Origin of the sequence: Acidovorax sp. SUPP950, from assembly GCF_030158935.1 — a bacterium.
Classification (GTDB): domain Bacteria; phylum Pseudomonadota; class Gammaproteobacteria; order Burkholderiales; family Burkholderiaceae_C; genus Paracidovorax.
This window is the reverse complement of the sequence record NZ_BQXE01000002.1, coordinates 435,017-446,961: the sequence shown is the minus strand read 5'-3', so window position 1 is coordinate 446,961 and position 11,945 is coordinate 435,017. Positions and strand designations below refer to the sequence as shown.

11 protein-coding genes are annotated in these 11,945 nt (G+C 52.2%); all 11 read right to left on the bottom strand.

The genetic code is table 11. The features are described from left to right. Entirely contained in the window at positions 1 to 1,077 is a 1,077-nt protein-coding gene (locus AVME950_RS11175) for a glycosyltransferase (RefSeq protein ID WP_284429882.1), read from the bottom strand. Beyond that, entirely contained in the window at positions 1,074 to 1,937 is an 864-nt protein-coding gene (locus AVME950_RS11170) for an NAD-dependent epimerase/dehydratase family protein (protein ID WP_284429881.1), read from the bottom strand. Before AVME950_RS11170 ends, AVME950_RS11175 begins: the two co-directional genes overlap by 4 nt. Further along, complete coding sequence (locus tag AVME950_RS11165; RefSeq protein ID WP_284429880.1) at positions 1,934 to 3,097, bottom strand: glycosyltransferase; 1,164 nt, start codon at positions 3,095 to 3,097, stop codon at positions 1,934 to 1,936. Before AVME950_RS11165 ends, AVME950_RS11170 begins: the two co-directional genes overlap by 4 nt. Positions 3,098 to 3,202: 105 nt before the next feature. Continuing rightward, the gene (locus AVME950_RS11160) at positions 3,203 to 4,723 is read right to left on the bottom strand and encodes a glycosyltransferase family protein (protein WP_284429879.1); all 1,521 of its coding nucleotides are present in this window, start codon (positions 4,721 to 4,723) and stop codon (positions 3,203 to 3,205) included. Continuing rightward, positions 4,716 to 6,605 carry an asparagine synthase (glutamine-hydrolyzing) gene (gene asnB / locus AVME950_RS11155; protein ID WP_284429878.1) on the bottom strand — a complete coding sequence of 630 codons (1,890 nt, stop codon included), beginning with the start codon at positions 6,603 to 6,605 and terminating at the stop codon, positions 4,716 to 4,718. Before asnB ends, AVME950_RS11160 begins: the two co-directional genes overlap by 8 nt. Positions 6,606 to 6,615: 10 nt before the next feature. Beyond that, positions 6,616 to 7,611 (bottom strand): NAD-dependent epimerase/dehydratase family protein, encoded by a 996-nt coding sequence (locus AVME950_RS11150; RefSeq protein ID WP_284429877.1) that lies wholly within the window; start codon positions 7,609 to 7,611, stop codon positions 6,616 to 6,618. A gap of 70 nt (positions 7,612 to 7,681) precedes the next feature. Continuing rightward, positions 7,682 to 8,785, bottom strand: coding sequence for a DegT/DnrJ/EryC1/StrS family aminotransferase (locus AVME950_RS11145; RefSeq protein ID WP_284429876.1), 1,104 nt, complete (start codon positions 8,783 to 8,785; stop codon positions 7,682 to 7,684). Between the two features lie 25 nt (positions 8,786 to 8,810). Next, complete coding sequence (locus tag AVME950_RS11140; protein WP_284429875.1) at positions 8,811 to 9,395, bottom strand: acyltransferase; 585 nt, start codon at positions 9,393 to 9,395, stop codon at positions 8,811 to 8,813. Positions 9,396 to 9,414: 19 nt separating this feature from the next. Continuing rightward, the gene (locus tag AVME950_RS11135) at positions 9,415 to 10,164 is read right to left on the bottom strand and encodes an ABC transporter ATP-binding protein (protein WP_121454445.1); all 750 of its coding nucleotides are present in this window, start codon (positions 10,162 to 10,164) and stop codon (positions 9,415 to 9,417) included. Positions 10,165 to 10,166: 2 nt separating this feature from the next. Continuing rightward, positions 10,167 to 10,982, bottom strand: coding sequence for an ABC transporter permease (locus tag AVME950_RS11130; RefSeq protein WP_284429874.1), 816 nt, complete (start codon positions 10,980 to 10,982; stop codon positions 10,167 to 10,169). A gap of 4 nt (positions 10,983 to 10,986) precedes the next feature. After that, the gene (locus AVME950_RS11125; RefSeq protein ID WP_284429873.1) at positions 10,987 to 11,937 is read right to left on the bottom strand and encodes a Gfo/Idh/MocA family oxidoreductase; all 951 of its coding nucleotides are present in this window, start codon (positions 11,935 to 11,937) and stop codon (positions 10,987 to 10,989) included. Between the last annotated feature and the right edge of the window lie 8 nt (positions 11,938 to 11,945).

Below are 11,945 nucleotides of genomic sequence, written 5' to 3'. Positions count from 1 at the left end.
TTATTTCGCCTTCAACGCTTCTTCGTACTTGGCCACGGTCAATGAAGCGACATGAACGGGGTCATGCCACCTGCGGGCATATTCAAAGCAGGCTTCTGCGTGTCCGGTTAACTTTGCGGGTGAATCCAATAACCCCTCAAGAACCTCTTCAATGGTGTTCGGATCTGCCTGAATGACGGCTTGCAAAAGCTCTTCGCGCATCGGTCCAGGCACCGCATGTGCATCCCGTGCATCTATCCGCACGACGACAGGCTTTCCCAGCATCATCGTTTCGACTGCGAATGCTCCATACCAGCCTATCAATAACTGGTCCACGATGACATCCGCGGCCCCATAGATTTCCAGCGCCTCGGCATGCGACTTGCCCTCGACCAACACAAGTTCGATGGCGTCGGGATGTCGCCTGTTAATTTGTTCCACCGCGTTCAGAAGAAACGCAGTGCCCTTGATTTCGCGGTTGGTAGGGGCATGCGCGACACGCAGGCGACGCTTGGCCTCGTTCCGCTGCGGCCTCGCTTTCTCCACAATGGGCACGGCATATGGAAGGAATCCAGACCGCTGGCTGGGCAAAAAGGGGAGCAAGTCGGGATTCAACGCCCAGAGGTGCTGGGCATGGCGTTCCATCTTGATGATTCCAGCCTCACGGCTCCTGTCGAGGGCTGGTCCGCAATCCCGGACGACGCAATGCTCACAGGCGCTAAAGCCTCCCTTGGCCAGCGTGGGCAATTTCTGACGGGCATCGCACCCGTTATAGGTCGCAAACAAGGCCGCTGTGTCAGGGTAGAAAGGCAGTTCAAGGTGCTGCAGATTGATCCCACGCATCGTGAACAATGACGAGCCCCAGTTGAAGTGAAATACGTCATAGCGCGCTCTCACAGACAGGAACGCCTTGAGCAGGAGGTACCACCTTCCCAATGCCGTACTGGAACCGCTGAGATCGACGATTGAGTCGGCAGGGTAGTCCAAATAGGACGTCTGAGTCACCAAAGTATCGCTGTGCACACCCAATGACCGTTCACCCCTGGAAAGGGCCCAGGCATTGTTGCCAATAGAGGTGGGAAGGTGAAGAACCCTCATTGCGAGGCTTCTAGCACCTTTTGAATGCCCTCTTTGAATGGGGTCAGCGGAGGGGTGTAGTGAGAGCGGAACAGAGACGTGTCCCCGATCAGATCTCCTGCCCGCTCATGATCGTTCACGGCCACCTGCGGCGAGGTACCAGCCACTTCGCCAATGATTTCCACCATCTGCCGGATCGAAAGCACTTCATCGCCTGCAAAGTTCATGACCGGCACACCGCGAATCCCAGCCACCATTTCGATGGCCCGCACAGTGTCATCGATATAGATGGGATTGGTTCTCAACCCTTCAGGCTGGGCCTCCGCAGCTGAGGGCTGGCGATCGACGGTCACGGTTTCACCCCGTGTCACGCGCGCTATGAGATTGGGGATGAGCTTGTCTGCTTGGCCGGGCCCGTACACGCCGAAAATCCTAAGGCATGTCAGGTCCATTCCACCGGCGGCCAGGCGCAAACCTTCCTCGCCCATTATTTTCGATAGCGAATACCAGTTCCCACGTTCCAGCGTGGAATGCTCCTTGAATGCATCAAAAGATGCTTGGTAGACGTTTCCCGTCGATGCGTAAATAAACTTGGAAACGTTCGATGCCTGAGCAGCGATCGCAACATGGACCGCACTGACGCAATTGACCGCCAGAAGATGGGGGGCCCGCTGAGGCAACTGCCGATAGAACGGCGACTGAGCCAGATACACCACAACGTCGACCTGTGCCAAATCCAACTCGGGCAACAGTCCTGTGGTTGGGTCGATGCCTCCTGCCAGCGAGGAGCTAACCTTGTCGACAGAGTGCCCCTGTTTGATCAAATGCTCGCAAAGAAACCGGCCTATATAACCACCAGACCCGACAACACAATATCTCATTTAGACACTCCAAGCTCTGTATATGCCTTGCCCAAGCGTTTGGCAAAAGCATCCATAGAATAATGCTTTTCAATAAAATTGCGGCCCTGCAGGCCCCGATTGAGACGTTCCGACCGACTCGCATTCACCCATGATCGAAGTACCTCTTTGATGTTCTCCGGATTGGCATTAATAATGGGAGAGTTTTTTGCATCAATAAGATAGCGCTCCGGCTCGCGAATGAAACACACGACCGGCTTGCTCATGGCCATTGCCTCAAGAGCAAAAAACCCATGAAAACCCACCATGACTTGATCCACAATAATATCCGCCGTTTGGTAGATCTTGAGGGCCTGCTGATTTGGAACCCTCTCAACCAGCACGAGCTCCACAGCCAATCCTTCGGCAGATAATTCAGAAACAGCCGCCTCTATGAATCTCGTGCCCTTGAACATCCGATGGTTGGGAGCGTGGACAATCCGCACCAATGGTGGATTCAATTCAGAAACAGTCTGGATATTTTTATATTTTTCATCGCCAATATCCAGCGGCCAGAAATATAGTGTATTTACGCTTCCGGGAGTGTACTCAATCATGTCCCCCATCGAGAAAATTGCCACGCATTTATCTCGCGCATAGTCATATCGAGGTAGAAACAAGCCTTCATCACAGATACATGCTGAATTTTGAGCGGTGCAATCCGTGCAGCAGTTCGGGTCGCCCAGCGACCGGGTGATGCGCTGGGTGCGGCAATCTCCACCATAGGTCCACGCAAACACATCTACTGCCAACAATTTATAGGTGAAAAGCTCCAATTTGTTGAAGGATCGCATCTTCGCATTCGGCAAGATACCCCCATCCAAATAAATATGAACACGATCAGCGATCAAACAAATGATCCAAAAAGCAATGTATCTATATTGCGTGTTAAAAACTCGCCCAAGAGGAAGCCTTTGAAGATCGAAATCGAATTTATTGGTAATGAAATAGGTATGAGCAACTACCGAATAAGACTTGGCACCTGTCAACCTCTCCGCGCTGGAGTTGATTGCCATATTTAGGATGGGTGCACCAGTCCAAATACTGACAGGCGCTTGCCCTCGCACCCACTTCAATGACATCCTCAGTGCCGCAATCAAGGGCAGCAAAAGAATGGAAACCGAATTGAGGAGAGAAATCATTCCTCCACGAAAAATATACATCGGCCAACCTAAAGATCCTGAATCGACACGAACATCATGGCAATATAGCCACCTCTGTGGTCAATGAATAACTATTGCCCGGATTTATGCGGCGATTTCTTTAATCAATCCAACGAGGCGCTCGGCGATCAATCTATTGGAATGATGCTGCAAATACCATTCTCGAGATTCATTCTCAACGCCATTGCGATAGGAAATATCACTTGCGAGTTGTTGTAGACGAGCGGCAACATCAACATGCGACTCCACGCTGATGAGCGGAGGAATCACATCGAAGCAAGCCCTGTGCGGCTCCGGGTCAATATGACACAGGGTCGCCTTTCCACACATCAACGATTTAGCGGCCAAGCTCCCGAAAGCACCTACACCGATTTGATCCACCACGACGTGAGACAGACTGATCATTTCAATCATGTGCTGATTGGGGAGGACCGGTATCCACACCACGGCATCTTCAATACCCAATTTTTTGATAAGCCGTCGGCTATGCTCTATCGTCAACCCCCATTCAGTAAGAACCAAAACAGTTTTGACACTGGTTGCCTTTTTAAATCTTGCAAAGCCTGCGATGATTTTGTCATTTCCCTTTTCCCAACTGGGATCGCGATGCCTATCCCAATGGTGCCGGGCGGGATGAAAGACGATAAATTCCTGTTCGTTAAGGCGCTCGGTACAACTGGGCGGAAGCTGCACCTTCTGAACCTCCTCATTGATCGGATGAGGTATAAATCGATAGTCTTTTAGCTGCAACTTCTTTGCAGCCTTGACGTTGTCGCAGTTGGTGATAATTACTTTATCTGCGGATTTATAAACGGCTTTGCAGATTCGCCCCAGAGCATCATCGACAAACGGAATTTTCCTGATCGTTCCATGCTCAAAGGCAATATATTTCTTATTGCATATCAGTGGATAAATTCCATCTATGGAATATCCGATAACCGCATCATATTTCTTAAAAACCCGTTCCCACAAAGCTTGATGAAAAAAATAAGGGACTGCCTCTGAGCGCCTCAGGTCACATTTGGTACGTCTGTTGATCTGATCCAAAGTAACGCGTATTTTTGCGAAACGATCCCCACCATTTTTTTTGAAGGCAGATTCAGCATAAAAATGCAATCGACACATGACATGCAGAATCGGAACCGAAACCCTCGTCAGCAGGTTGACCAAGGATTTTTGTTTGTATCCGAAAAGCTTCGTCCAAGCATCATTCAAAAGAAGCTCAAGCGTTCCCCCAAATGCGTGGCTGTGCGCTGTCCCGATGATTCGCGATAGACGCCCCATCTTCTGCTCTGGAGCCGCAGCGTCTCCAGCCAGTTCAGCCAGGATTTGACCTAAGGCACCCGAATGAAACCAATTTGGCCTTTGAAATCCTTGCAAATCCAGATTGGCCCAATCCGGATTGAAGTGATCGATTCCCTCAAAATTAAATACCGCATCCTCCCATTCTGGGGTGCCCATGATATGATAATAATCCGCGCAAATTACATCTGATTCAACGCCGTGCCGAAGAAGCAATTTCGCATTCAGATAAGCATTATTAGCAATATTACCAATATGCAGCACTTTATAGGGCCTCTCTGTGGAAATAATTCTCTTATTCATTTTTTATAAATTGTCTGATCATGGATTCCAGACTGATCAGCGACCAGATCTGCAAGCGGTGATTCATTTCCCCACTGCCGTGCTGCCGAACGATCTCATTCACATAATCACGGTTCAAGTATTGATGGGTCAAAGCATTAGGGCTGAGCAAAGTACGCTTGACATAATCAATGCTTTCACCTTTGAACCAACTCGCATCTGGGGCAGAGAACCCCTGCTTTTCACGATCCGTTATCACAGGTGGCAACAATCGCTGCATCACCTGGCGTAAGAGCAGCTTTCCATCTTTGGTTTTCTGAAAATATTTGGCGGTCTTCGCCCCGGGTTCATTTTCATTCAACTTGACGACTTCACCCAAATTTCCAAGCTTCATGCGTGCTGGCAATTGCATTGAAAAATCCACGAGATCATTGTCGAGGAATGGGACTCGCGTTTCGATCCCATGGGCCATGCTCAATTTGTCTTCAACTACCAGTAGCCCGTGGAGGAATGTCCTGGCCTCGAAATACAGGGAGTGATTGATATAGTCTTCCGGCCGGCCAATGTTCTGGGGCCGTTGATGAAAGACGGACTTGAACAGGTCTCGCGAGTCAATGTGCTGAACCTCCGCCCATACCGGAGCCAATGCGGTGGACATTTTCCCCTGGGGAATCAGACGCTGCCAGAAAGCGTGGTATTTATCTATATAGTGATCAAAATCATTATTGACTACCGCTCTATAGTATCGCCACGGATATCCACCGAAGAGTTCATCACCACCGGCACCAGACAGCACAACTTTGACAAATTTACTGGCCAGTTGAGCCGCATAATAATTCGGATAACTTTGTCCTACGCGCGGCTCTTCGATGTGCCACGCCAACTTGGGCATGACTCGCTCCATATCTCCCGCCTTGAGCACCATTTCATAATGCTCAGTTTTGAAGAGATAAGACATATATTCAGCCGTCGGGCGTTCATCAAACCCCAGTTCAATCCCTGAAGCCGAATTCAAATCGAAGCCGCAGGTGAATGTTTTCATGTATGGGATTTGCTGAGCGGCGACTGCTGTGATGGACCCGCTGTCCATCCCACCACTCAAATAAGATCCAATGTCTACGTCACTGACCAGTTGCCGAGAGACAGCCTGCACGAACAGGCGATCCAGTTCTTCTGCATACTCCTCCAATTTTCGCGGCGATTCAGGCTCAACGAATTGGTAGTCCCAATAACGGGTGAAACTGGCTTCCACAGATCCAGTACTGCCTCTTCTAACCGTTGCAAACGTTCCAGCAGGAAAAAGACTGATGCCGCTGAATATGGTTCGATCGGCAAGAAAATTTTGAAAACTCAAATATTCAAACAGCCCGATGGAATCGACTTTAGGATCGACAACGCCGTGTGCAAAAATTGCCTTGATTTCAGAGCCAAAAACAAATGATTTTCCAGAATTGTGATAATAAAGCGGCTTGACCCCGTAGCGATCGCGCGCGAGCGTCAAAGTCCTTTCAGCATTGTCCCAAATTGCCAATGCGAACATGCCGTTGAGGCGGCTGAAACATTTCACGCCCCACTCGACAAATGCATAAAGCAGGACTTCTGTATCGCTGTGGGTATGGAAATGGCGGCCCAAGCTCTCCAGTTCCATACGGATTTCTTTGAAATTGTAGATTTCCCCGTTGTAGGTGATAACGTATCGGCCATCTTCGGAGGCTTTGGGCTGGTGCCCCCCGGGCGAGAGGTCGATAATGGCAAGACGTCGGTGGCCCAAGGCCAACGCTTCATGAACGTAACTTCCTTCGCCATCTGGTCCCCGATGCGCAATCGCATCGGTCATGCGTTTGATCACCACCGCCGAGGCTGGGTATTGGTCCGTGTTGTAATAACCCGCGATGCCGCACACGTTGGATACCTCAGAGGCCGACGGAAGCGCGACGAGCAGCCACCTCTGCTTTATGTGACGCACGCCAATCGATCAGCTTGCGCAAGCCTTCGTCGAGATCGATCTCTGCATTGAATTGAATTTCTTTGCGAGCCTTGTCAGGACTCCCAATGCGGTTGCGCACGAGCGTGGCCTGACTACGGGGTGCATAAGTGATTTCTTTGGTTGAGCCGGTGATACGCAGAAGCTTTTCTGCCAACTCCTTCAACGACGTCCGCTTGCCGGTACCGACGTTGTAGAAAGCGTCAGTCGCGCTGGCCTTCATCGCACAGACGTTAGCCAACGCACAGTCTTCCACGGCAACAAAGTCGAACGCCTCGGAACCATCGCCCATGATGGTAGGGCTATTGCCGCTGTCGATTGCATCGAGCATTTTCATGATCACGGCAATATAGGCACCATGATAATCTTGACGGGGGCCATAAACATTCATGTATCGCAGCCCCACATAATCCAGGCCGTAGCGATGATGGTAAGCCCGCAAAAAAGCCTCACCTGCAATTTTGGTGGCTCCATAGAAATTCTTGTTATTGAATGGATGGTCCTCCGTCATGGGCTCCTCCACTGCATCGCCATAGACAGAAGCTGAAGAGGAATACACCAAGCGCTTCACCCCATTCCTCACACACGCGTCCATTACATTGAAAGTTCCCCGAACATTGGTTTCGAATGCGGTCCTGGGATATTCATGGCATTGAAGGAGCCAAAGCGCCGCCAGATGAAAAACCCCGTCGACGCCCTTGAGAGCAGCATCCAATATGTCTGTCTGCAGAATATCGCCGCCAGCTTCAAAGATTTTTACCCGTGGATCTTTGAGCGACTCCGTTAAATTCTCCATTCGACCGCGTACGAAGTTATCGTAGATCACCACTTCGGCTACGTCTTCTTTCAGTAGCCGGTCAACGGTATGGGATCCGATCAAGCCGCCACCACCGATGATGACGAAGCGTTTGTTTTTGATGTCCATGATCATTCTTTCTAACAATTGATTGGGCCTGCCGATAGGCTTCGATGCGAGGCGACTCCCGACGACGAAATCAGGCAGAGGGGTTTTCGAAATAAAACTGCTGAATAGCCCGGGCTACCAGGGACTGATCCGAGTCGCTCAGGTAAGGGCCCATGGGAAGACTTAAAACTTCATTGGGCAGCTGATCGCCAATGGGGAGTTGCTTGCTGCCATCTTCCACTGCAGGCTGCTTGTTCAGGGGCAACGGATAATGCACCGTGGTGGGTATGTCTAATTTTTTCAGTGCTTGCTGAAGGTCATCGCGATGATTCGACCGGATCGTGTATTGGGCCCAGACGCTCAGGTTGCCATTTTTGATGGATGGACAAGCTATTTGAGGAATTGGCAGCAATTTGCTTGCGTATTGATCCGCGATCATTTGGCGCTTGGCAATCTCTTCATCGAAAACCACCAGCTTTCCCAGAAGAACTGCAGCTTGCAATGTATCGAGGCGGCTATTCACACCTACGCGAACGTGGTGATAGCGGCGATCCTGTCCATGACGCGAAATCTGACGGAGGACCCGAGCCAATTCCTCGTCACTAGTGAAAATGGCTCCGCCATCTCCATAGCAGCCTAAAGGTTTGCTGGGGAAAAAGCTGGCGCAAGCCAAAGTGGTGAGGTTGCAACTCTTGCGCCCTTTATAGGTGGCACCAAAACTTTGAGCCGCGTCCTCGATGACAGGAATTCGGTATTTGGCGGCTATTTCATTGATATGATCAAATTCAGCGCATTGCCCATACAGGCTGACCGGAATGATGGCCTTCGTACGGGGCGTGATGGCGGCCTCGAGTAATGAGGGATCCAGGTTGTAGGTATCCGGCGACACATCTACATATACGGGCTTCGCACCAAGCAGCGCGACCGTCTCGGCAGTGGCGATATACGTGAAACCGGGGGTGATTACCTCGTCTCCAGGCCCAATGCCCAGAGCCATCTGGGCAATTTGAAGCGCATCAGTGCCATTGGCTACCGTAATGCAATATTTGGCTCCGGTGTACGTCGCCAATTGCTCTTCCAGTTCATGCACTTCCGGGCCCAGGATGTACTGGCCATGATCCAGTACTTTCTGAATGCGCACGTCGATATCAGACTTGAGCCGACGGTATTGCGCTCTTAGATCGGTGAATTCCATTACAACTCCATGCGATGGGTGGGGATCAAGCTCGCTGCAGCTCACCATCGATCAAACGATATAAATGACCGGTTTGCGGACAATGTGCTTGCGCGTCTCCAGTCAAGGGAAGATCGAGACGCTCCCCGTGTTCGCTCATCCATCCGATTTGCCGAGCAGGCACGCCTGCAACCAGTGCATAGGCCTTGACGTCGCGTGTGATCACCGCACCAGCGCCGACGAATGCGTGGGCACCAATGGTGGTGCCACATACCACGGTTGCATTGGCACCGAGCGTGGCCCCCTTGCAAACCCGGGTTCGCCTGTACTCGTTTTTACGCACGACGCTGCTGCGAGGGTTGTACACATTGGTGAAAACAACGCTGGGCCCGCAGAAAACATCGTCTTCCAGCGTGACCGCATCGTAGACACTGACATTGTTCTGAACCTTGACGTTGTTGCCGATCATCACGTCGTTGCCGACATAGACGTTCTGCCCGAAAGAGCAAGAAAGGCCAATCCGCGCCCCCGCTGAGATATGCACCCAGTGCCAGATGCGGGTCCCCGCGCCAATTTGCGCCCCTGCATCGACGATCGAAGTCGGGTGTGCGGTATAGGATGTTTCGCTCATGCTGCCCAAAATAATGAAGCTAGTTGCCGTGATAGGCAGCCAGACAGTCTTCGATACTTCCCTGCATGCGGATCTGGCCCTCGTTGAGCCATATCCCTGTATTGCAGAACGTTTTCAAGATCGAGTCGTTGTGTGAAGCAAGTACCAGGATCTTGACCTTGCTCATCATGTTTTCCAGCCGAATACGTGCCTTATCAATGAATTGCGCGTCGCCCACTCCAATCATCTCGTCCATCAGCAAGATATCGGGCGCGACGGCTGTCGACACTGCGAAGGCGAGACGGAGCATCATTCCGGAAGAGTACGTGCGCACTGGCAGATGCAGGTAGTCACCCAGCTCCGTGAACTCCTCTATATCGGGGACCAGGTCCTTGGCTTCTTTGCTTCCAATTCCCATCACGACGCACCGTGTGGCAATGAACTCGTAGCCACTGGCATCGGGATCCATGCCCAACATCAGGTCAATCAGGGAAGAGATGTGGCCATCCGCTCTCATCACGCCAGAGGTGGGTTCATACACGCTGGACAGTACCCGCAGCATGGTGGACTTGCCAGCCCCGTTGCGGCCGATCAGGCCCATCCGATCCCCATCCTTGAGAGACAGCGTGATGTCTCGCAGTGCACGCACTGCGATTGCGCCATGCCCGATGTCTTCGATTCGCCCCCGGTGACCTTGGGCCTTCCCGAGCAGAGTGTTCAGCAGTCCGCGTGAGCGTGATGAAAACAGCGGGAAGTCGACATTGACTCGCTCCAGTTCGATGCTTGCCATGATCAGAGCCAATACACAAGCCTGCGACGGCTCTGCAAAAACACGGTGAAAAATGCCAACAGCAATGCGAGAAAGGTGGCACCGGCCATCAGATAGCTGTAGGGATTGACGGATTCGCCCAAAACGGGGGCCCTCACCAAGTCAAGAAACGCAGCCAAAGGATTGACGTGCACGATCAATTGGGCCCGCTCACTGAGTTGCGATGCCTGCCACATGACCGGCGTGAGAAACATCGCAATCTGCATCAAGCTCGTGACAATCATGGGTATGTCGCGAAAACGCGCGCACAGGGCACCCAGGATGCAGGAAACGAGTACCGCGCACAACACCGTGAATGCGAGCCCAAACAAAAATGGGATGGGCCTCACATCATCCAGGCGCCCAAACGCCAGAAGAACGATCAAGGCAATCGGAATGTTGTGCCCCATCATCAACAGGTTGCGCCATATGACTCGCAAACCGAATGCAGTCTTGGGATAAGGTGTTTGTTTCAGGAATGCGCTGGAGCCAATAAACGTCTGGCAACTGTCGGAAATGCACTGTGAGATAAACAAAAACAGAACATGGCTGACACAGAAGAATGGCAGGTACGTCTGGATATCTATCTTGAAGACCTGCGATCCGATCAAGCCGAATGCGCCGATGAAAATAGCCGTGTTGATCGATATCCACACGGGTCCGAGAAACGAGCGGCGGTACTGCTTGAGGATGTCTTCCAATCCCAGATGCAGCCAGAAGCGCCAAAGCTTGAGCGCGCCCCGCACATCCCCGACCAGCAATTCGAACTGGGAAAGCGGCTTCAAACCAGAAGCTTGCATGCTCTCAATACCCCTTGTTGCGCACGAAGGGATGCACACGCTCATCCCTATCGGCCGCAATGGACGCGCTGCGAATCACGTCCACCGTTTCGATGCAATGCCGCGCATCCGCCAAGCCGTACCCTCGGCCCGCCAGGATTTCGCGGTAACTGGTAGTGTGCAGATCGGTGAAGCCTTCGGAAAACTCGAGTTGCTCACCGCTGACATCGATGTTCCGGTACGTGGGCTTCTTGCCTTTGACTTCTTCCGGTAGATCGTTGGCATCGATGGACAAAAACCATCGCACCCGGGCGCGTTCGTATTCCAGATAGCCGGCGGCCTTCGTTTCCTCACTCAGGTGGATGCGATTGTCCTGAAGCTTGCCGAAGATGAAGTGCAGCATGTCGAAGAAATGCACGCCGATGTTGGTGGCCACGCCAAACGATTTGCGCGGGTCGCCCTTCCAGCTCTCCAGGTACCACTTGCCGCGCGATGTGATGTAGGTCAGTTCGACATCGAATTTGGTGTCCTTGGGTGCCGCGGCCACTTTGTCGCGCAGCTTCAGGATCGCTTCATGGTGGCGCAACTGGAGAATGTTGAATACCCGCCGGCCCGTTTCCTGTTCGATGCGCGCCAGTTCGTCCATCAATTGCGGCGTGGGAACGAGCGGTTTTTCGCAGATCACATCACATCCCAGGCGCAGGCCAGCGGCGATGTGGGCATGGTGCAGGTAGTTGGGCGAGCAGATCGACACGTAATCGAGTGCGGTGGCTGGATCGCGCTTGAGCTGGTGCGCATGCTCCGCAAACCGTTCGAACCCGGTAAAGAAGTCGCTCTGCGGCGAAATGCTGTCGATGATGCCGACCGAATCGTTGATGTCGTAAGCCACGGCCAGATGGTTGCCGGTGTCCTTGATGGCACGCATGTGGCGCGGCGCGATGTAGCCGGCGGCGCCGATGAGGGCGAAGTTTTTCATGGCGGATC

Bases quoted from the DNA above. Each gene is read 5' to 3' on its own strand.
- AVME950_RS11175 (WP_284429882.1), bottom strand. From the start codon at position 1,077: ATGAGGGTTCTTCACCTTCCCACCTCTATTGGCAACAATGCCTGGGCC.
- AVME950_RS11170 (WP_284429881.1), bottom strand. From the start codon at position 1,937: ATGAGATATTGTGTTGTCGGGTCTGGTGGTTATATAGGCCGGTTTCTT.
- AVME950_RS11165 (WP_284429880.1), bottom strand. From the start codon at position 3,097: ATGATTTCTCTCCTCAATTCGGTTTCCATTCTTTTGCTGCCCTTGATT.
- AVME950_RS11160 (WP_284429879.1), bottom strand. From the start codon at position 4,723: ATGAATAAGAGAATTATTTCCACAGAGAGGCCCTATAAAGTGCTGCAT.
- AVME950_RS11150 (WP_284429877.1), bottom strand. From the start codon at position 7,611: ATGGACATCAAAAACAAACGCTTCGTCATCATCGGTGGTGGCGGCTTG.
- AVME950_RS11145 (WP_284429876.1), bottom strand. From the start codon at position 8,785: ATGGAATTCACCGATCTAAGAGCGCAATACCGTCGGCTCAAGTCTGAT.
- AVME950_RS11140 (WP_284429875.1), bottom strand. From the start codon at position 9,395: ATGAGCGAAACATCCTATACCGCACACCCGACTTCGATCGTCGATGCA.
- AVME950_RS11135 (WP_121454445.1), bottom strand. From the start codon at position 10,164: ATGGCAAGCATCGAACTGGAGCGAGTCAATGTCGACTTCCCGCTGTTT.
- AVME950_RS11130 (WP_284429874.1), bottom strand. From the start codon at position 10,982: ATGCAAGCTTCTGGTTTGAAGCCGCTTTCCCAGTTCGAATTGCTGGTC.
- AVME950_RS11125 (WP_284429873.1), bottom strand. From the start codon at position 11,937: ATGAAAAACTTCGCCCTCATCGGCGCCGCCGGCTACATCGCGCCGCGC.